Source organism: Mucilaginibacter sp. GW822-FHT03E02, assembly GCF_058801545.1.
On record NZ_JBXANJ010000001.1, the window covers coordinates 4,942,352 to 4,963,566 of the forward strand.

At 41.8% G+C, this 21,215-nt stretch carries 20 protein-coding genes; 11 read left to right on the top strand and 9 right to left on the bottom strand.

Going from position 1 to position 21,215, the window contains the following annotated elements; all coding sequences use genetic code 11:
• The first annotated feature begins 104 nt into the window (after positions 1 to 104).
• From AC1RM2_RS20470 to AC1RM2_RS20485, 4 genes are all read left to right on the top strand, one after another.
• The gene (locus AC1RM2_RS20470; RefSeq protein WP_492987013.1) at positions 105 to 2,234 is read left to right on the top strand and encodes a peptidylprolyl isomerase; all 2,130 of its coding nucleotides are present in this window, start codon (positions 105 to 107) and stop codon (positions 2,232 to 2,234) included.
• 505 nt (positions 2,235 to 2,739) lie between these two features.
• Complete coding sequence (locus AC1RM2_RS20475) at positions 2,740 to 3,255, top strand: DUF2480 family protein (RefSeq protein WP_492987014.1); 516 nt, start codon at positions 2,740 to 2,742, stop codon at positions 3,253 to 3,255.
• A 146-nt stretch (positions 3,256 to 3,401) separates the two neighbouring features.
• Positions 3,402 to 4,178 (top strand): DUF3108 domain-containing protein, encoded by a 777-nt coding sequence (locus AC1RM2_RS20480; RefSeq protein ID WP_492987015.1) that lies wholly within the window; start codon positions 3,402 to 3,404, stop codon positions 4,176 to 4,178.
• Between the two features lie 8 nt (positions 4,179 to 4,186).
• Positions 4,187 to 4,750, top strand: a complete 564-nt coding sequence (locus AC1RM2_RS20485; RefSeq protein WP_492987016.1) for a DUF3109 family protein — start codon at positions 4,187 to 4,189, stop codon at positions 4,748 to 4,750.
• Positions 4,751 to 4,886: 136 nt separating this feature from the next.
• On the opposite strand, the gene AC1RM2_RS20490 is transcribed toward AC1RM2_RS20485, so the two are convergent.
• The 4 genes from AC1RM2_RS20490 to AC1RM2_RS20505 all read right to left on the bottom strand — a co-directional run bounded on the left by AC1RM2_RS20490 (position 4,887) and on the right by AC1RM2_RS20505 (position 7,548).
• A complete protein-coding gene (locus tag AC1RM2_RS20490) occupies positions 4,887 to 5,375 on the bottom strand; it encodes an RpnC/YadD family protein (protein WP_492987017.1) in 489 nt (162 codons plus the stop codon).
• Positions 5,376 to 5,543: 168 nt separating this feature from the next.
• Complete coding sequence (locus AC1RM2_RS20495) at positions 5,544 to 5,771, bottom strand: hypothetical protein (RefSeq protein WP_492987018.1); 228 nt, start codon at positions 5,769 to 5,771, stop codon at positions 5,544 to 5,546.
• An 84-nt stretch (positions 5,772 to 5,855) separates the two neighbouring features.
• Entirely contained in the window at positions 5,856 to 6,584 is a 729-nt protein-coding gene (locus AC1RM2_RS20500) for a YjjG family noncanonical pyrimidine nucleotidase (RefSeq protein WP_492987019.1), read from the bottom strand.
• Between the two features lie 214 nt (positions 6,585 to 6,798).
• On the bottom strand, positions 6,799 to 7,548 hold the full coding sequence (locus AC1RM2_RS20505) for a segregation and condensation protein A (protein WP_492987020.1): 750 nt from the start codon (positions 7,546 to 7,548) through the stop codon (positions 6,799 to 6,801).
• Positions 7,549 to 7,911: 363 nt separating this feature from the next.
• Between AC1RM2_RS20505 and dxs the strand changes: the two genes are divergently transcribed.
• Complete coding sequence (gene dxs / locus AC1RM2_RS20510; protein ID WP_492988262.1) at positions 7,912 to 9,843, top strand: 1-deoxy-D-xylulose-5-phosphate synthase; 1,932 nt, start codon at positions 7,912 to 7,914, stop codon at positions 9,841 to 9,843.
• Between the two features lie 156 nt (positions 9,844 to 9,999).
• Here the strand turns inward: dxs and AC1RM2_RS20515 are convergent, their stop codons facing one another.
• From AC1RM2_RS20515 to AC1RM2_RS20525, 3 genes are all read right to left on the bottom strand, one after another.
• Complete coding sequence (locus AC1RM2_RS20515; RefSeq protein WP_492987021.1) at positions 10,000 to 10,854, bottom strand: UDP-2,3-diacylglucosamine diphosphatase; 855 nt, start codon at positions 10,852 to 10,854, stop codon at positions 10,000 to 10,002.
• 259 nt (positions 10,855 to 11,113) lie between these two features.
• The gene (locus AC1RM2_RS20520; RefSeq protein ID WP_492987022.1) at positions 11,114 to 11,644 is read right to left on the bottom strand and encodes a DinB family protein; all 531 of its coding nucleotides are present in this window, start codon (positions 11,642 to 11,644) and stop codon (positions 11,114 to 11,116) included.
• A complete protein-coding gene (locus tag AC1RM2_RS20525) occupies positions 11,641 to 11,808 on the bottom strand; it encodes a type II toxin-antitoxin system HicB family antitoxin (protein WP_492987023.1) in 168 nt (55 codons plus the stop codon). The genes AC1RM2_RS20520 and AC1RM2_RS20525 overlap by 4 nt, the downstream gene beginning before the upstream one ends.
• Before the next feature lie 397 nt (positions 11,809 to 12,205).
• Between AC1RM2_RS20525 and AC1RM2_RS20530 the strand changes: the two genes are divergently transcribed.
• The 4 genes from AC1RM2_RS20530 (at position 12,206) to AC1RM2_RS20545 (ending at position 16,640) form a co-directional block, all read left to right on the top strand.
• Positions 12,206 to 13,393 (top strand): hypothetical protein, encoded by a 1,188-nt coding sequence (locus AC1RM2_RS20530; RefSeq protein ID WP_492987024.1) that lies wholly within the window; start codon positions 12,206 to 12,208, stop codon positions 13,391 to 13,393.
• Positions 13,394 to 13,511: 118 nt separating this feature from the next.
• On the top strand, positions 13,512 to 14,648 hold the full coding sequence (gmd, locus tag AC1RM2_RS20535; protein ID WP_492987025.1) for a GDP-mannose 4,6-dehydratase: 1,137 nt from the start codon (positions 13,512 to 13,514) through the stop codon (positions 14,646 to 14,648).
• Positions 14,649 to 14,674: 26 nt separating this feature from the next.
• Positions 14,675 to 16,261: a gliding motility protein RemB gene (locus tag AC1RM2_RS20540; protein WP_492987026.1), complete on the top strand. Its 1,587-nt coding sequence runs from the start codon at positions 14,675 to 14,677 to the stop codon at positions 16,259 to 16,261.
• A 160-nt stretch (positions 16,262 to 16,421) separates the two neighbouring features.
• The gene (locus AC1RM2_RS20545; protein WP_492987027.1) at positions 16,422 to 16,640 is read left to right on the top strand and encodes a hypothetical protein; all 219 of its coding nucleotides are present in this window, start codon (positions 16,422 to 16,424) and stop codon (positions 16,638 to 16,640) included.
• Positions 16,641 to 16,647: 7 nt separating this feature from the next.
• Here the strand turns inward: AC1RM2_RS20545 and AC1RM2_RS20550 are convergent, their stop codons facing one another.
• Both AC1RM2_RS20550 and AC1RM2_RS20555 read right to left on the bottom strand, forming a co-directional pair.
• Entirely contained in the window at positions 16,648 to 18,225 is a 1,578-nt protein-coding gene (locus AC1RM2_RS20550; protein WP_492987028.1) for a hypothetical protein, read from the bottom strand.
• A gap of 5 nt (positions 18,226 to 18,230) precedes the next feature.
• Positions 18,231 to 19,103 (bottom strand): ABC transporter ATP-binding protein, encoded by an 873-nt coding sequence (locus AC1RM2_RS20555; protein WP_492987029.1) that lies wholly within the window; start codon positions 19,101 to 19,103, stop codon positions 18,231 to 18,233.
• A 199-nt stretch (positions 19,104 to 19,302) separates the two neighbouring features.
• On the opposite strand from AC1RM2_RS20555, the gene AC1RM2_RS20560 reads away from it, so the two are divergent.
• A complete protein-coding gene (locus tag AC1RM2_RS20560; RefSeq protein ID WP_492987030.1) occupies positions 19,303 to 20,292 on the top strand; it encodes a glycosyltransferase family protein in 990 nt (329 codons plus the stop codon).
• 444 nt (positions 20,293 to 20,736) lie between these two features.
• Positions 20,737 to 21,189: a nuclear transport factor 2 family protein gene (locus tag AC1RM2_RS20565; RefSeq protein ID WP_492987031.1), complete on the top strand. Its 453-nt coding sequence runs from the start codon at positions 20,737 to 20,739 to the stop codon at positions 21,187 to 21,189.
• The last annotated feature ends 26 nt before the right edge of the window (positions 21,190 to 21,215 follow it).

A 21,215-nucleotide genomic window follows, 5' to 3' on the forward strand; every position in this document is an offset into this window, starting at 1 on the left:
TGTTGTTTTTTTAAGGAAAATTTTGTGTTATAGAATTTTACTAAAAATTGTATCTTGCGCCCTCTTTTAAAAGAATATAATAATTACAGAAGTATATGGGTATAATGGGTTTCTTGCGCGAACGGATGGGAAAAATCCTGGCAATCTTTATTGGGGTTGCACTTTTTGCATTCATCGTGAGCGAGGTAGTAAGATCAGGTGGGTCTTTTTTTAAAGACGACCGCAACGAACTTGCCGAAGTAAACGGCGAAAAGGTTCAATTAGATGAGTTTAATAAAAAACTCGACCAAAACACAAGCCAGTTCAGGCAATCAGGGCAAAGTCTTTCGCCCCAGATATTAAACTATGTTCAGGAAACAACCTGGAACCAGGTTATAAGCGAATTGCTGCTGAACAAAGAGATTGATAAATTGGGCTTAACTGTGGGCGAGGACGAATCGATTGCTATGGTTAAAGGTAACAACCCCGACCAGCAGATAACCCGCGTACCCCAGTTTGCCGATCAGCAAACCGGCCAGTTTGATAAAAACAAGCTAAACCAGTATTTAAGCTTTATATCGTCATCAAAAGCCGATACCGCTGCCAAACGCCAGTGGAGCGATTTTTTGACACAGGTATTTGAGGCCAAACAAAAAACCAAATACATGGCTATTGTTACCAATGGCTTGTACGTAAATTCATTGGAAGCTAATGATGATTACCAGGCAAAAAATAAATTGGTTAGCTTTAAATACGCTACACTTGATTACGCGTCTATCCCCGATGCAAAGGTTACTTTAACCGATGCCGATTACAGCGCCTACTATGATGCCCACAAAGCTGAGTTTAAAAATCAGCAGGAAACCAGGTCATTTGATTATGTAGCTTTTAATGGTGCCCCTTCTAAAGAGGATAGCGCGGCTATTAAAGCCGAAGTAAATAAACTGGTTGATAGCATTAAAGTAAGCACCAACGATTCGCTTTTTGTACAGATTAACTCTGAAACAAAAACTCCGCTTGTATTCCAGAAGAAGGGCACGTTTGAGCCTAAATTAGATACTTTGATGTTTAACGCTGCCAAAGGTTTTGTTTATGGCCCTTACGTATCAAACGGAAGCTATAAAATTGCCAAACTGAGCGATGTTAAAACTACTTTCGACTCTGTGCGGACAAGACATATTTTGATTAACCCTCAAATTGAAGGTGGCATCGAAAAAGCAAGGGCTAAAGCAGATTCACTTAAAAAATTAATTGAAGGCGGCCGGCCGTTTACAGATTTTGTTGCCAATTTTTCAACAGATAAAGGCAGCGCTGTTAAAGGTGGAGAAATACCGTCATTTGATGTAAATGGTTTAATGGCCGGTGGCCAGGGCCAGATAACTTCTGAATATGCAAACGCGGCATTTAAAGCAAGTAAAGGAAGCTTGATTGTGGTTACCTCTCAATTTGGTGTTCACCTTATCCAGGTTGAGGATCAAAAAGGGTCGGTAAAAGTAATTAAAGTTGCTGTTGTTGATAAACCGATTGTTGCCAGCAGTAAAACACAAACCGTAGCTTACAGTAAAGCCCAGGGATTTTTAGCTGCTTTAACAAAAGATAATTTTGATGCCGAAGCTAAAAAAGAAGGTGTTAAAAAACTTACTGCTGATGATGTTGCCGGCACCGCCTCAGGCCTGCCAGGCTTAGATAATGCCCGCGAAGTTGTTAGATGGGCGTTTAAGGCCGATAAAGGCGACCTTGCCGATAAAGTATTTACAGTTGGCGATCAATACATCATCCCTCGTTTAACTCAAATTAAACCTAAGGGCATTTTACCGCTTGACGTTGTTAAAAAGCAAATTGAACCTGCCGTGCGTAACGAAGTAAAAGCAAAACAACTGAATGAAAAATTTGCTTCTGCGCTCAACGGATCATCATCAATTGATCAGGTAGCTCAAAAAGTGGGTACCAAAGCAGTTCCGGTACAAAATATTGTTTTTGCTAACCCGATTATACCGGGCCAGGCAGGTGCCGAATACAAAGTTGTGGGTTCTATTTTCGGTTCTCAGCCTAATAAGCTTTCAAAACCGGTTAACGGCCAACAAGGCGTATTTGTTTATATTGTTGATGGCTTTACCAATCCTGCACCGCTTACCAACAACTTAAGGCAAAAACAACAAATAGCGCAGAACTTAGTACAACGTGCCGACGGACAGGTATTAGATGCGTTGAAAGATAATGCCAATGTAAAAGATAACAGGGCTAAACTGTTATAATATAAATTAAAGTAATTTTACATCCGGGAGCAGCGTTAAACCTGTCTCCCGGATTTTTTTTGCCGGTGGGTTTTAAAGTTGTTAAAAATAAAAAACTGTCATGCTGAGTAGTAAAATTTCGCGAAATTCTGAAGGGGGAATGACATCGTAAAAAGGCTGTCATGGTGAGTTTGTCGAACCATAGTGGGCAAAGGCCTCTCCGCGCGACCCTTCGACAGGCTCAGGGTGACATGCCCGCGCACCTCGAAAAGAAAACATGTCATGGGGCGGTACGAAGGATCTATTCGCGAACTTTCCTATCAGTCATGAACAGCTGATAGATCCTTCGTTCCTCAGGATGACAGGGAAATTGGATAAATCCTTCGTTCCTCAGGATGACAGGAAAATGGGATATGTCATCTGTAGGAATGGAGATTTACAAGGCAAAATCAAACTCAATTTACATTTTAGAGTTTAAAAATTAGGATTTAGAATTTAGTGCAAATAGGATTTAGAATTTAAACTTATGGATATACAGGAAAATATAGTAAACAAAGTAGCCCAAAGCGGCTTGGTTACCTTAGATCCCGCATCGTTTTACCCGGCAGGCGAACGCGTTATTTACGACATTAAAGATAACCTGTTCCATGGCCTGATGCTGCGTGAAAAAGATTTACGTGATTTTATAAAGGAACACGACTTTACGCAATACCAGGACAAAAACGTAGGCATTACCTGTAGCGCTGATGCTATTGTGCCAACCTGGGCCTACATGTTACTGGCAAACCGTATGGCGCCTTACGCCCGCGAAGTTGTTTTTGGCAACGCGGATGTATTGGAAACTGTTTTGTTTGAAAAAGAGATAGCGAAAGCCAATTTGGAACAATACGCGGGCCAACGTATTGTGTTAAAAGGATGCGGAGATATAGCGGTGCCGGTTTCGGCTTATGTGGAGCTTACCAAAAAATTAACCCCGATAGTAAAAAGCATTATGTTTGGCGAGCCATGCTCAACCGTGCCAATTTATAAGCGTAAGGATTAATATTAACTATTTGCTTTTAATTGCCCCCATGACCAATAGTTTCCGGCTCATGCAATAAAAATGGGTTTAAACCATTTATAGTATCGGTTGTCCTATTCATGTGCTGGTTATAAACACAAATTGGCTTCAGTTAAAAGCAAACATTAATGAAAAAAATCTTCTCGTGCTCCTTGTTCTTTGTACTGTTTTACGCTTCGGGCTTTGCACAGGAACTTGCAAAAGTAAGTGAGCCGGTATTTAAAGTGGGCGAAAAGCTGAGTTATAAAATGCAATATGGTTTTTTTACCGCCGCCGAAGCCAATATCAGGATTGAAGCCAGCGATAAAAAATTACCGGGTAACGCATTTCATTTAATTGCCGAAGGAAAAACAGCCGGAACCTTTGATATATTTTACAAGGTGCGCAATCGCTACGATTCGTATGTAGATCAAAATACGTTGTTGCCTTACTTTTACAGCGAAGACAGGCACGAAGGCAAATGGAAGCATACCGACAAAGCTACCTTTGATCAAAAAGACAATAAAGTAACCGCCAATAAAGGCGAATTTTCATACAAAGGCGATTCATTTGATTTTGTATCGGCATATTATTTTGCCCGCACAATTGATGTATCCCGGCTTAAAACCGGCGATACATTTGATCTGCAATATTTTTTGGAGGATGGCTTTCATAAAATGAATATCACCTACGTTGGTACAGAAACTATTAAATGTGATATGGGCACTTTTAACTGTTTAAAATTTAACCCTACAATTATCCCTGGCCGTATTTTTCGTAAGGATAGTAAGTTGTACCTTTGGATTACTAATGATGGCAACAGGATACCTGTAAAGGCGCATGTTGAAGTTATTTTAGGCAGTATAACAATGGAGCTGCAGGCCGCAAGCGGATTAAAGTATCCATTAAACCCGATAATGAAGTAAATTAAAATATGATTGAGGTAGGTAACGTGTTGGTGCACGAGGATGTAGTAAAAGAAAACTTTGTTTGCAATTTAAACAAATGTAAAGGAGCCTGCTGCCTGGAAGGCGATTCGGGCGCACCATTAAATGCCGACGAACTTGATATCTTAAAAGAAATATATCCAAAGGTAAAGCCATATCTTACAGCCAAGGGCATCAAAACCATTGAAAAGGTGGGCACTTATGTTAAGGATTTTGAAGGCGATTATACTACCCCATGTGTGGATACCAACAAAGAATGTGCTTACGTGATTTGGGAAAACGGGATTACTAAATGCGGTATCGAAAAAGCTTATGAAGAAGGTGCCGTTTCCTGGCAAAAACCCATCTCCTGTCACTTATACCCCATCCGCATTACTGCCTACCCGGAGTTTGATGTGTTAAATTACGACCGCTGGAGCATTTGCAGCCCCGCGTGTACATTTGGCGACGAACTAAAAGTACGTGTTCACGAATTTTTAAAAGGTCCCCTGATCCGCAAATATGGGGCTGATTGGTACCAGGAATTGGAAGATGAAGTAGCCGGAAGGTAAGTGGGCTTACTGTTAGGGGTAAACTGCTTTGCTATGATGCTTGCTTTTAAAGCCGCTGATTAGGTTTATTATTGTCCTGCGTACACCACAAGGTGGGCAAAATAATTTGTCGCTAAAATGTGCTTATTATCAAAGCTTAAAGTTTCGCTATTTCTTCAGCAGAAAGTTTGGTGAATTTAGCTATCTGTTCAATCGGCAATCCTTCTTTTTTCATTTCGCGGGCAATGGCATACTTACTTTTTTTTTCGCCTTCTTTTTTTGCCCTGTCTAATAAAAATTCTTCTATACCCATTGTGCTGCTCCTTTCTGTTAAATACCTAACCTCTTGTTCAAATTTAACATTTATCTCTTGATTTTCAAAGCGAACGTAATACTTCAAAAAATTCATTAATCCCCGTATCTTTTCTTTCGCTATCTGTTTGGAAAATAATAACCTTGCCAAATTAACCTTTAATGTCAGCAAAAGTTCATCACGCCCAAGGCTGTTTTTAATCTCTTTGCCAGCAAGTGCGGTCTTTGCTGTAAGCACTACCAGTGCAAAAGGATTATTACTGGCAAGAAGCATTTCATCACTTTGTTCTGCTATTTTATAAGCGTTAAAAGTATAATGCAAACGTGTACCCATAAAATCTATATAAAAATGATCGGGCCTCGCTTTTGTACTGGCTTCGGTAAATATAGCATACGCCACAATGGGCCTTTTATATTTATCTAATATTCGATAAAAATAGGTGAACATACGACTGCCAAAGTCCCTATGATATTGACCCTGTACTTCAACATGCACCAGGATCTATTCCTCCTTTCCGCTACGTGTAAATACTTTCACTAGTTTATCAATTACCTTTGGCGCATACTGATCGTCCTCGGGAGGGAAAACTTGCTCTAATTCCTTATCAAGGAATTCAAAGCCTTTATCAAAGTCAAAAATTGTTGCTGCGTCAGGATGGAAAAAGCAAAGAAAATCATCAAACACGTCTTCCAGTATAGCTTTCCAAAGGATATCGTCTTTTCTTCGCATAAACCAATAATAAAAAAAATAGGTTAATTATCGCACTATAATTAACACTTGGTGCGGGCTAAAAATATACAGCCGTTTAAGACCCTAAAACATCCCCACCAACTCTTTCAAATGCCCTATCTGTACGGGTACATCTTCCGGCTTTGGCGCATTAAAGGGGTTAAAATAAATGGCGTCCATGCCAAACCCTAAAGCGCCGTAAATATCGGCCTCCAGGCTATCGCCAATCATTACGCTTTCTTTTTTGTTGGCTCCGGCAAGGTCTATCGCATGCTGAAATATAGCTTTATCGGGTTTGTTGACGCCTACATCCTCAGAGATGATGATGTTTTTAAAATAGCCTGCCAGGTTACTGCCTGCAATTTTTATCCGGGTGGAGTCTTTAAATCCGTTGGAGATGAGATGCAACGTGTATTTTGATTGCAGGTAAGCGAGTGTTTCATGAGCGTGCGGAAACAGGTTTGTTTTTGTGGGGCACAGCTGTACATAAGCATCCTCAAAATCAACAGGCATCAGGTCGGGGTGCAAACCAAGATCGGTAAACGTGCGTTTAAACCGTGCATCACGCAGTTCGTCTTTAGTGATTTGCCCGTTATGGTATTGTGCCCATAGCTGATGGTTATTACGGGTATAAGTTTCAATAAACAAACCGGCAGAAGTAAGGCCGATGCGTTCCAGCTGGTGAAGGTGATAAAGTTCATGCAAAGCCTCCTCCGCATTTTTATCAAAATCCCAGATGGTATGATCAAGATCGAAAAAGATATGCCTTTTAATTTCGGATTTGGGAGCGGGAACTTCTGATTGATTTTTCATTTGGATATTATGTATTTGCGATACGAAGGGCAACATCAGCCAGTCAATTATCCATCGCCCAACAAAGTTCGTTATTAGATTGGTTGCCGCTACCTTTTTTTATTTTTTTAACATTAACAGCGGATTCTCCGTCAAATATAACAGCGGCAATCTGGTTGTAAATAAACCTTCATTTCGCCAGCCATATTCTGTCTCAAATCTCAAATCTAACGTCTCATATCTCCTTAGGCGATATCCAAAAGTTATTGTACCCCAGGCCTATTTGTATTTCTATCAGTTCCTGTTGCAGCATCTCCAGCACGGCCAAAAAGTTGTACACAAAATGAACTTTATTTTCCGATTCTTTAGCGAGCGCCTTAAAATCGAGCATTTTATTGATCTTAAGCAGGTCGGCAACAGCTTGCTTTTGTTTTTCGATAGTATAAGGGTACTGAACCACAGTATGCTTCACCTCTTCGCTGCGGTTAAGGTAATTGCGCATCAGGCGTTCGTGCACCATCATCAGCTTGTACAGGCTTATTTCTGATAGCTCTTCGCCGGGAAGCACCACTTTTTCTACCTGCTCCAGGTCGTGCTTAATGTTGCCGCGTTTCTCCTGTTTAAAGCGCTCTTCTTCATACGGCCGTAGTTCGTCGCACAGTTCCTTAAACTTTTTATATTCTATCAGTTTACGAATCAGGTTTTCCTTGGTATCGGTATCATCTGCGGCATTTTCGGCCTCGTAGCGGGGCAACAGCATTTTGGCCTTAATGCGCATTAGCGTTGCGGCAACAAATATAAACTCGCTGGCCAGCTCCATGTTCAGGCTGGTCATCTGGTGGATGTAGTTCAAAAAATCGTCGGCGATTTTGGCAATGGGGATATCATGGATGTCCAGTTCATCGCGCTCAATAAAAAACAGCAACAGATCAAACGGACCTTCAAACTGGGGTAAATGTATGGCAAAGCTCTCGTCGGTCATCATGTATCAGCGGTAAAAGTAACGATTTTTGATATCGGATTTCGGATGTTCGATTTCGGATTTGCGAAAAATGCATTCATCTAAATTCAAATCCTGATAATCCGATGTTGCGTTGCGCAACATGCGAAACAGTAAAAAGTCATATTTAATTAAAAATCAACACATTATGAATTGCCATAAAATCAAAGACGCAACAAAACCGCAACGGTAAAACAAAAATGAAGCCTTTTAAAATAACGCTCCATGCCTTTCCCCTTTTACCTTTCGCCTTTCACCTTATTCGCACTCTTTTTTAATACAAATCGATATGCTTTATTTATAAATAATTAGTTTACTTTGTAGGTTAAATACAGATTACAAATGTCAATGCAGGTACCGGCCGGCGATTTATTATCAAAAATAAATTACCCTTCTGATTTAAAGCAACTTAGTGAAGATCAACTTGGACAGATTTGCCAGGAGTTGCGCCAGTATATCATCGATGTTGTATCGGTAAATGGCGGCCATTTCGCCGCCAGCCTGGGGGTTGTGGAACTAACAGTTGCATTGCAATACGTTTTAAACACCCCTTACGATCAATTAGTTTGGGACGTAGGTCACCAGGCTTACGGCCATAAAATACTCACCGGCCGTCGTGAAGAATTTCATACTAACCGGATTTATAAAGGCATCAGCGGTTTTCCTAAACGATCTGAAAGCGAATATGATACTTTTGGTGTTGGCCACTCATCAACATCTATATCTGTTGCTTTGGGGATGGCAGTGGCATCGCACTACAAAGGCGAAACCGACAGGCAGCATGTAGCCGTTATTGGTGATGGCGCCATGACAGCCGGTATGGCCTTTGAAGCATTGAACCATGCCGGTATCGAAAACTCCAACCTATTGGTGATCCTGAACGACAATAACATGTCTATCGATCCTAATGTAGGCGCTTTGAAGGAATACCTTACGGATATTACTACGTCAAAACCCTATAACCGTTTCAGGGACGATATTGCGCATGTGCTGGCCAAGCTATCTGCTATTGGTCCGGATGCATTTAAAATTGCCCAGAAATTAGAAAAAAGCATAAAAGGGACCCTGCTTAAACGAAGCAACTTTTTTGAAGCTTTAAAGTTCAGGTATTTTGGACCGATAGACGGCCACGATGTAAACCATCTGGTGAAAGTTTTAAAAGACCTGCGCGATATTCCGGGACCCAAAATATTGCATTGCGTTACCACCAAAGGTAAGGGCTACGCCCTGGCCGAAAAAGACCAGACCAAGTGGCATGCCCCCGGTTTGTTTGATAAAATTACCGGTGAGATAAAGAAAGCTAAATACGATAAACCACAGCCACCTAAATACCAGGATGTGTTTGGCCATAGTATTATTGAACTGGCCGAGCAAAACCCTAAAATAATGGGTATTACGCCGGCAATGCCTTCGGGCTGTTCATTAAACCTGATGATGAAGGCTATGCCTAACCGTGCTTTTGACGTGGGTATTGCCGAGCAGCACGCCGTAACTTTTTCGGCAGGTTTGGCAACCCAGGGACTGGTTCCGTTTTGTAATATCTATTCCAGCTTTATGCAAAGGGCGTATGACCAGGTGATACACGATGTGGCCATACAAAAACTAAATGTGGTGCTTTGTCTTGATCGTGCCGGTTTTGCTGGTGCTGATGGCCCAACCCACCATGGCGCTTATGACCTGGCCTATATGCGTTGTATCCCGAACATGACGGTATCGGCACCAATGAACGAGGAAGAATTGCGTAACCTGATGTACACAGCCCAGCAGGAAAACATGGGCCCCTTTGTAATAAGGTACCCCCGTGGTAATGGTGTCATGGTTGACTGGCAACGCCCCTTCAAGGCTATACCTGTAGGTAAAGGCCGCAAAATTTGCGACGGTGAAGATGTAGCGATACTCTCTATCGGCGCCATTGGGAACGAGGCTATAAAAGCCATAGCCGTGCTAAATAACGAGGGCTACTATCCTGCTCATTACGATATGCGTTTTGTGAAGCCACTTGACGAGGCTTTGCTACACGAGGTATTCAGGAAATTTGATAAAGTAATTACCGTTGAAGACGGCTGCCTTGAAGGAGGTATGGGTAGCGCGATACTTGAATTTATGGCCGATAACGGCTATCAGAAAACCCAGGTGAAACGCTTAGGCATACCCGACAGGATTGTTGAACATGGCGAACAACCCGAACTTTGGGCCGAATGTGGTTTTGATGCCGACGGAATTGCCAGGCAGGTTAAAAACTTAGGCGCACAGCGCAACGCGCATACCATCGCATCGTAAAGCTTATTAGTGTTAAGCCAACAGTACTAAGTCATAAGTCTAAAGTTGAATTTTCCCATTTTTGACTTAGAACTTAAGACTTTTGGCTAAATACAGTCCGTCAATTTATCGTTGACACGACATTAGCGTAATTCGATGGTCGATAAATAGCTTGTTTTACTCAGTTTCCTGTCTAAACCTGTCTAACAGATTTTTAACATCCATTTTGGCATCAAGGTCTTCGGCGTCGGTTTTGTCGTCCTCGTCGGCATCTGTGTTAAATTCTTCGGGATTGTATTTGAAGATAGTCCAGTTACCGTTCTGGTATTCAAGCGAGGATAGGCTTTCAACCCAATCGCCCGAGTTAAGATAGAGTACAGAACCCGTTTTGTCGGTATTTTCTATCTGCCTGATCTCGGCATGGTGTATATGGCCGCAAATTACGTATTGGTAATTTTTGTCAACAGCCAGGTCGGCGGCGGTTTGCTCAAATTGGTTTATAAACTTTACAGCTTCCTTAAAACGGGCTTTCACCTTTTGCGAGAAACTCATTTTTTGACGGCCAATGGCGGTTAATAGCCAATTGGTCATGCTGTTAATGAGTATCAGGGTATCGTAGCCTACGGCACCCAGTTTGGCCAGCCATTTGGAGTGCTGCATGGTAACATCAAATATATCACCGTGAAAAATCCAGGCTTTTTTGCCGTCGATATTTAATACTACTTTGTTGAGCAGTTTGAAGGACCCCAGGTCAAAATCGGCAAACTTACGCAGCATCTCGTCGTGGTTGCCGGTAAGGTAGTATACCGGGATGCCCTCGGTAACAAATTTTAAAATGCGCCTAACCACTTTCATATGCGCCTCGGGCCAGTATGATTTGCTGAACTGCCAGATGTCAATAATGTCGCCGTTAAGGATAAGTATTTTAGGCTTAATGCTTTTTAAATATTTAAGCAATTCTTTTGAATGACAACCATAAGTACCAAGGTGCACATCGGATATTACTACAATATCTACTTCACGTTTTGCCATTAAATTAGGGGGGGTTAATTGCACAGGCGGCAGGTTTTGCCGGTTATTGAATTTTAAATAAATATTGAAAAAACGATTATTCGTCGTCTTCGTCCTCATTAACAGTTAATTCATAAGGGCTGATATAGAAGATACCTACCAACAGCAGCAAAGCTATAACAACCAAATAAGTGTATTCAAAATTCATCACAATGATTTTTACAAATATCAGAAACCTAACATTATCACACTGTTAAGACTCTGTTAAATGTGAAAGGTTTCATGTCTGCGATAATTTATTTTTGATACGTTCCAACTGTTTTAAATGATGCTCCAGGTGTATCCGGATAAACCTGAACCATTGCCTGGCGTTAAGCATGCCCAAACGCGGATGTTTATAACGGCTTGCTGCCGGGGCCGCGTCAATAAGCGGCGCGGTGGTATCCATTCGCTTACGGCATTTGATAATCAGGTTTTTGGCGTCTTCTTTGCTTATTTTAGCGGCAACCATTTTATCAGAAACAGCATCAGGTATTTTAACTTTTACCGGCGGGAACATCCCCATCAGCAATAACAGGCGCCCACTCCAGGTTACGCCAGCCTTAGTTGGCGGGCAGTTGCCATGCGTACACCGCTCCAATGCTATTGACGAACCTAAGGTAGCCTGCAATATGTGGCTGTAAACCTCGGCGTATGACCACCCGCCCCCCGGCGGAGTTTCGGTAAACTGCTCATCAGGAATGGTATCCAGTTTTTCGCGGTAACTGTCAAGGGCGGTGTTAATGTAGCGGCGTTCTTTTACGGTGCTCATGAATCGAAACTTTCTATGTATAACCTGATTGCTTCTTTAGCCATATCAATGGCTTCTTTAATAGTTTCTCCTTCGGTAAAACAGCCAGGTAACTCAGGAACAGAAACACTAAATCCGCCTTCTTGCTCGGCAGTTAGTAATATACGGTATGAGGGTCGCACCATATACAAATTTACATAATAATTTCTTTTACTATTCAATGTCGTAACTCATTCAGGGAATCGTTTTTAAGATTTCGGTCGTGTTTTCTATGTTATAATTGCATTGAAAGATATCGGATTTGATTAAGCCGGTTATTTTTTTCGCAAAACGCCAGGAAGCAAAGAAAAAAAGAGCAAATCTCTTCGCGCCTTTGTTTCTTACCGTCTTTGCGTGAAACAAGCCATCATTTTTACTCCCTTTTTTACTTGAGATGTTTAAAAGCGATTGCTTCCTTGATAGCTCATTATATCAATAAGATCATAATAAAACATAACAACTAAAGCCGCCGACTTGCTGTTATGCACCGGGTATACGTATATTTGATTTGTCGCGTTGTAATGCAAATCATCCAACCTTACCATGAAATATATCTACCTTTTTCTATCACTTATTGTTACTCAACAAATCCTTGCGCAATCAAAACCGCCGGTTATAAAAGCTACGTCAAAAAGTGTATCAATAAATGATGGTGGCTATTTTGATAAAAATGTATGGTCGCTTTCGCCAACGGCCAGGCCTGATATTTTTACCGCTGATAGGACGCGAAAAACCAAATGGGTTACATTTTATACCGATATTGATTCCATCAGGGTAAAAGTAAAACCGGGTACACGGTTCAATTTTATTATCCTGCTAAACGGTAAAGATTCCTGCTACACTCAAATTGCCAGTGCCATCCCGCCCGATGATAAAATAAAAAATATAGCAGTTAAAAACGATACCATTCCTTTTACCCTTACTGGTTTTAACGCTATTAAGATAGTTGCCGTTATTAATAATACCGATACATTAAACCTGCACTTTGATATCAGCTCTTTTGATTTTCATTTAACCCGGGATGCCATATTGCACAAAACAAAATTATTATCAAACCAGCCCGATGCCCTGGCCGGTAAAACCAAGCCCAACTACAACAACCTTAACAAGGTTTTTAAGCTGCAAATGGGTAACCTGGTTGTAAACAACCCCGAGGTGCTTACCACCAACGTAACCGCACATGAAATGGATGGCCGTATTGGCTGGAACGTGTTTGAAGGCAAACAGGTAGAGGTGGATTATGACCATAATTTGCTGATTATCCATTCTGAATTACCACGCGCTTTAAGCGGCTATATCAGATCAAAAATGGAATTCGCACGTTCGTTTCCGTACATTAAAGGCACGTTTGTAATAAACGGCAAAAAACATACAGGTAATTTCAGTATGGATATAGGATCTGAACAAGCCATCATTTTAGATAGCGCCTGGGCCACGAGAGAAAAATTTGCCGCCAATTTAAAACTCATTCGCACCGTTGTCCTTCACGATCCGCGGGGAACAGCATATGAAACAAAGACAGTATTATCGCCGGCCTTTAAATTGAACAGCTTTAACCTTACCAATATCCCAACGCTAATATTAGGCTTTAAAAATCCGGTTGGTTTTGAGATAAACTATTTGGGCAATGATTTGTTAAAACGTTTTAATATGATACTTGATTTTAAAAACGATTACCTGTACCTGAAGCCCAATAAATTAACCAATATGAAGTACAGGGAAAATTCATAACGTCGCGGCAAAAATCATACAACGCTTAAATCTAATGAACTTAAGTATGGCCTAATGGCTGTATTTACAATTAAATTGGATAATATTGTAATATAGAAGTATTAGCACTTTAATATTGATGAAAAAAGCTTTAATAACGGGCATTACTGGTCAGGATGGCGCATACTTAGCTGAGTTTTTGCTAAAAAAAGGCTACGAAGTACATGGCGTAAAAAGAAGATCGTCGTTATTAAATACTGACAGGATTGATCATTTATATGCGGATCCGCACGAAGCTAATGTAAAATTTAAACTTCATTACGGCGACCTTACCGATTCTACCAATCTGATAAGGCTGGTTCAGGAGGTGCAACCTGATGAGATTTATAACCTGGCCGCCCAAAGCCATGTTAAAGTAAGTTTTGATACCCCCGAGTATACTGCCAATGCTGATGGAATAGGCACACTCCGCATTTTAGAAGCGGTGAGGCTGCTTGATCTTACCAAAAAAACCAAAATATACCAGGCATCCACATCCGAGCTTTATGGCCTGGTTCAGGCGGTGCCACAAAGTGAAACTACACCGTTTTATCCAAGATCGCCGTATGCGGTGGCAAAAATGTACGCCTATTGGATAATCGTAAACTATCGCGAAGCCTATGGCATGTATGCCTGTAACGGCATTTTATTTAACCACGAAAGCCCTATCCGGGGCGAAACATTTGTTACGCGTAAAATTACGCGGGCAGCTTCAAAAATTGGCTTAGGTTTGCAGGATTGCCTGTATGTGGGCAATTTATCGGCGCAACGCGACTGGGGACATGCCAAGGACTATATTGAGGCCATGTGGCTGATGCTGCAACAAGACAAAGCCGAGGATTTTGTTATAGCTACCGGTGTAACAACTACCGTGCGCGATTTTATAAAAATGGCTTTTAACGAGTTAGGTATCGAAGTTGAGTTTAGCGGCCGAGATGAGTATGAACGCGGCGTGATTATTGATATTGATGAACAACGTGCTTTTGAACTTGGTTTAAACCTTGATTTTTTAAGGTTTGGGCAAACCGTAGTTAAAGTTGACCCCAGGTATTTTAGGCCTACGGAGGTTGACCTGTTGATTGGCGATGCCACAAAAGCATTTGAAAAATTAGGGTGGAAACCTAAGTATGATTTGCAGGCCCTGGTTACCGATATGATGCAGGCCGATTTGCATTTGGTAAAAAAAGACGAGTATTTGAAAAAGGGCGGCTTTGCAACGCTGAATTATTTTGAATAACAAAAATTGATCTATCAATTCTACATATGAAAAAAATATTTACCGCTATTATATTATTTGTTTTAACAGGTGGAATTGTAAAGGCCCAGTCTGAGTATCAACCCTATTCGTACCAGTTTTACCAAAAACTTAACGAAGATGTTTACTCCACCAAAACCCGGGTACATAGTTCTTTAAAACCGTTTTTGGACGATTCATTGCTGAAACATCATTATGATTCACTGATGAACAATGCAGGTGGCTTTAAAGGCCGTTTTTTTAGCGAGCATCAGATAGATGTAAAAAGCAATAACGCCACCTTTTACGCCGACCTGCTGCCCGATTTTAATTTGAGCCGCGATTTTTCGGGTAAAAAAAATACAAGCTTTGGCTCATTGGGCCTACAAATTGGTGGTACCCTGGGCAGCCAGCTATCTTATAACATAACAGGTTACGAAAACCGGGCGCAGTTGCCGGAGTACCTGGCTACTTACACCAACCAGGTGGGCATAGTGCGCGGCCAGGCATACGGCAGCCTTTACGGCAGCGAGTACCGCTGGTCGTACATTACGGGGCTGGTATCTTACACCCCAAGTAAATATTTAAATGTTAGCCTGGGGCGCGATAAAAATTTTATAGGCGATGGTTACCGTTCGGTACTTTTATCTGATTATGCGTCGCCTTACCCGTTTTTTAAAGTAACGGCCACATTGGGCGATGTTAGGTATATGGCCATGTGGACTTATATGGACGATCCTTTGTCGGCAAGGGTTGATAACAATGACCGTAAGAAGTTTGCTGTATTTCACTATTTAGACTGGAATGTAAGTGACCGCTTAGCTTTCGGATTTTTTGATTCGATTATATGGGGTGCCAAAGACGATGCCGGCCACCAGCGCGGGTTTGATTTTACCTACATTAATCCATTAATATTCCTGAGGCCGGTGGAGGCCTCCAACGGATCGCCGGATAATGCTTTATTGGGCTTTACCGGCAGGTATAAAATTACCGATGGTATCACGGCTTATGGCCAGTTTGCGTTGGATGAATTTGAAGGTAAAAATTTCTTCTCCAGTAACGGTAGCTCCCGTAACAAATATGCCTGGCAAGTCGGCTTCAGGGGAGCAAACTTGTTTAACATTAAAGGCCTGAATTATTTGCTTGAAACCAATAATGTTAAGCCATATACTTACTCAGAACGTAGTTCGGTGATAAACTACGCCGATAATGGCGAATCGTTGGCGCATCCCTGGGGCGCAAATCTTCGCGAAGTTGTTGGCTTGCTTAATTACACGTACAAAAGATTTGATTTTAGTGGCGAGGCCGACTACGGGCACTATGGTTTAGATATTAACGGGCTTAACTATGGAAAAGATTTTTACAAAGGATATATTGCCCCCGCAAAAGAGTTTGGCAACTACACCGGCCAGGGCTTAACCACCAACATGGTTTTCCTGGAGGGGAAAATAGCTTATTTACTAAACCCCAAATATAACCTGCGCATCGAGCTTGGTGGCCTTTACCGCACTGAGAAAAATGATCAGTTTCATGACAAAACCGCTATGCTGAGTTTTGGTATCCGCAGTTCGTTCAGAAGCATGTATAATGATTTAGCAAGCTATAAGGCGCATTAAAAATAGGGTAAATGCATCTAAACTGGGTTAACATAACTTAACACATTTCAGGCGTTTTGTTTATAAATAGTTAATAATCAATGAATTGTATTTTTTCATGATTAACACTAAATTGATGTTTTACGCAATTAACGTATCCAAATTTTTGTGCCTGTTAAAGATGATCAGAAAAGTCATAAAACCCTCCAATAGAAATATTTCTATCAGCTTACCAGACGAATTTGTTGGTAAGCAAGTAGAAGTAATTGCATTTAGTATTAAAGAGGCACATAAGGAGACTGAAATAACAGACGAGATTACAACTCATTTTGCAAGCGAAAAAGTGCTGTCAAAAGACTGGTTAACTCCTGAAGAAAATTTAGCGTGGCAAGATTTGTAAAAGGGTCTTACAAATGCCTCGACTGATATCCCCTCACCACGAAACTAACCACCGCCAAAAATACGTTCAATCCCAAAATAACAGCTATATAAATGATGTGGCTATCATGCGGTATGGCACCCAGGTAGTCAACAACGGGTATGGCCTGGGTAAGGGCGTAAGTAAGTAAAAAAAAGATGATCTCGAACAGCTTTTTACCCTTACTTATAATTCCAATGCAAACAGCTAATAAAACAATGCAAATTGCCCCGCTGATGATATTGAAGATGGCGTAACCGTTGCCGGCAATTACATAACGGAATATCAACGGAAATGCTAAAACGATACCCAATATCACTCCCGCCAGCATTTGGGCTGGCAGCATACGTTGTAAAGGCTTGTAGGATGCATAAGTAAAATAATGCAGGCGATAGGTTTCTTCCTTGGTAGCCAGTTCCGATAGGCGCGTTACCTGGAAAAACCAAAGTACAGGCAATATATACAGGTGCGAAATAGCTAAAGGAGCAAATAACATACTTAAAGATGCAGCGCCGATAATAAGCCATAACCATTTCGATCCTTTGCGTAACAGTAAAAGCAACTCGGTTTTGATGAAGGGGAAGATACCGTAATCGGTAACCAGGGGTGGCATAAGCGCGCGGTTGATGCCGGTTGCGGCAAATGCCGGCGTTGTAGGTTTCTGCCCGTCAGCAGCCACTTTTTTCTTTTTACTTATGGCTTGCTTAAAATCAAACCGGTGAAAAAAGAATGACGACAGGTAAACCAGGCCTATGGATATCATAAGCCATAATAAGCGGCTTACTAAAAACAGGCTGGTTATAGTTATGCCATTCCACTCAAATATCCGGAAGCTGCGTTTACCGCCAAATGTGAAACCGAGGTTAACCCCTTCAATATGCTGGTGATATTGAGTATTTACCTGGTTTTTGATACTGGTTGTCATGGTGCGTACACCATACGGATCAATAATAACAGCAAGTGTTTCGTTTTTTTGGCCGTTAACGTTGGCCATCAACGCGCCAAAAAAGAAAAAGAACGCGATGTATTGCAGGATGCTTTTTCGGCCCAAAAACACTTCGGCCACTACCGCCAGCGATGATATAAAAACCATGGCAGGCACTACAAACAATAAATAAGGGATAATAAAATTGTTGATAATAAACGGTGAGCCATTGGTGCGCACAAAAAACATAATAATGCTAACCACAAAAGTGCAGCCGGCAATAGTGAGCAACACCAGTAAATTACTAAGCATTTTGCTAAGCAGGTAACCAAAATTGGTAATGGGTGTGGTAGCTATAATTAAGCCAACCTCGGTATTAATATCTTTTTTAATGCCGCCATTTACCAAAAAGAAGCCATAAAGCGACAGCATAATGGCGGTCATCATCCCCGAAACATAACCTACCCAGGCCGAATTATAAACACCTTTAAAACCCACAACATTTAAGGTGGTATATGATGCCGTAGGCGGAGGCACAAATGAATAAGCCGCATAAAAAGTAATAGCCAGGGTAATCAGGAAAGCGTAGCTGCGCGTGCGCTGCAGGTAGTCGGCTTTAATAATGCTGTAAATGTATTTCACGGCGCTTAGTTGTTATTTTGCGTTAAAAACAAATAAGCATCTTCTAAACCGGCATTTACAGCTATTGCCCCCATTTCGGGCTGCCCGGTCCTGTTAATAAACCTGACCCTGGTTTTATCCTTTTGCCTGCTGGTATCAATAACCTGGTGTTTGGCACGGATGCCGGCAATTTCATCATTACTCACCAGTACTTCAAATACTTTACCATCAACCAGTTTTATAATATCCGGCTGGGTAGCTTTATTAAGCAGCATGCCGTTTTTCATGATAGCAACTTCATCGGCTATGGTTTCAATATCCGAAACGATGTGCGATGACAGGATGATGATGCAATCGTCGGCCAGGTCAGATATCAGCTGCCGAAACCTTACCCGTTCTTCAGGATCAAGGCCGACGGTGGGTTCATCAAATATCAACACTTTGGGATCATTCAACAACGCTTGTGCTATGCCAATACGTTGTTTCATTCCGCCGGAGTAGGTGCCAATAGGGCGTTTGACATCGGCGGTTAAATTAACGCCTTCTAACAGCAGGTCTATCCGCTTGCGTAAGCCGCTGCCGCCCACGCCTTTCATGGCGGCTATGTATTCTAAAAACTCATATGCATTAAGGTTGGGATAAACCCCAAAATCCTGCGGCAGGTAACCCAATATTTTACGGATTTTATCAGGATTGGCAACAATATCCTCACCATCTAAAAATAACGTACCCTTTGTTGGTTTGCTGATGGTGGCAATAATTTTCATCAGTGTTGATTTGCCCGCGCCGTTTGGGCCAAGCAGCCCCAATACGCCTTTTTCAATGGTGATGGAGTAATCGGTAAGGCCGCTTTTATGCTGGTTATATTGTTTGGTCAGATTTTTTATGACTAAGGACATCGGTGTGCTTTTTATGCCCTGTAAGATGCATGTTACAGGTTTAAGTTACACAGGTTGGCGAATTTACATCAGGTTATCGGTTCAATTTACCGCCTCCTCATCAATCTCCTTCGATGTACCCATGCTCAATAACAATCTTTAGCTATTTAAATATCACCAAAACATTTCCTTTTGCTAAATTGCCCCCAATTCTATATACATGAAAATTTTGTTTGCCATACAGGGAACCGGCAACGGGCATATAAGCCGGGCCCGCGAAATTGTTCCTTTATTACAACAGTATGGCGAAGTTGACCTGCTGGTGAGCGGCACCGAAGCCGAGGTGACTTTATCACAGCCTCTGAAGTATAAGTTCCATGGCGTTAGTTTCGTTTTTGGAACCGATGGCGGGGTTGATAACTGGGCCACCTGGAAAATCATGAACCTGCGCCGGTTTCAGCACGATTTGCGGCACCTTCCCTTAAAACAGTACGATTTGGTAATTAACGATTTTGAGCCGGTAAGTGCCTGGGCCTGTAAGTTTCAGCGTGTGCCCTCGGTATCGCTAAGTCATCAGTGCTCCTTTGTATCGCCCAATACACCCCGGCCCGAAAAAAAAGATCCTTTTGCGCAGTGCTTATTAAAAAATTATTCGCCTACCACCTATCATGTGGGCTTTCATTTTGAACGTTACGATACTTTTATAAATACACCTGTTATCCGCAGCGAAATACGGCAGATGGAAACCAGCAACCTGGGGCATTACAGCGTTTACCTGCCTGCATATGATGATAAAACACTATTGAAACACTTAGGCGCGGTAAAAGATGTACAATGGCAGGTATTTTCAAAACGCCAAAAAACACCTATGCAAACAGGTAACGTGCAGATATTCCCCGTAAATAACGAAGCCTTTAATAAAAGCCTGGCCAGTTGCGAGGGGCTGCTAACCGGCGGTGGATTTGAAGGCCCTGCCGAGGCATTGTTCCTTAAAAAGAAGGTGATGATGATACCCATGAAAGGCCAATATGAGCAGCAATGCAACGCCCTGTCGGCCTCAAAACTGGGTGTGCCTGTAGTGCCCGAGATTAACGACTCCTTCGGCGGCCATTTAACTAAATGGATTAATGACGATAAAAAAATTATTGTTGATTTCCCGGATGAAACCGCGCAGATAGTTGATAAACTGGTGAAGCAATACGGGAGGTAGTGTTAAGTCAACAGTACTAAGTTGTAAGTATAAAGTGGAGTTTTTTGTTTTGACGTAAAACTTACTGAAAAACAAACCGGCGTTGTTTTGTACCTGGCCATAGCATTTTGAAAAAGGGAAGTAATGGGTAAGAGCGTTGTCATGCTGAGTGGTAAAATTTCGCGAAATTCTGAAGGGAAAATGACAACGATTTAATCGCCAATGTCATGCCGAACTTGTTTCGGCACCCCACATGCTAAGTGTACTTCATGCGGGTCACCTATCCTGTGAGATCCCGAAACAAGTTCGGGATGACTTTCGTTGTTCGACTTGCCATCTTTAGTACGAAGCATCTATGGGCTGTGCATGACCGATAGAAAATCATCTTATGCAGTTTGTTTTCAGCGCAATTACCGATTTATATGTTGGTTTGAAACAAATTCAATAGCTTTACATCTAAATACCATGGAAGGCAATAAAATAATTAACACAGTTACTAATTTATTTAGGGGCGCCGACGACCGCGACTGGCCCCTTATAGAAAGTATACTGGCACCGGTGGTTACACTTGATTACTCTTCAATGAATGGCTTTGGGCCGGCAGAACTTAGCCCGGCGCAGATAGCAGATAACTGGGCTTCGTTTTTACCGGGTTTTGATAAAACAGACCATTGTGTTTCGGCATTTAAGGTACAGCTTAACGGTAAAATGGCCGATGTTTTTTACAGTGCGGTTGCCAGTCATTTCCTGGGCGACCAGGTTTGGGTTGTTACAGCAAATTATCATACCAAACTGGCAAAGCATGAAGATACCTGGCTTATTACTTACCATAAAATTGATTTTGAAAGCCAGAGCGGTAATGTAAACCTGCCTAAACAGGCACACCAGGTTATAGCCGACAGAAAAGCTGTGCAGTAAATTTTGCGGAGTTTATCATTCTCGTC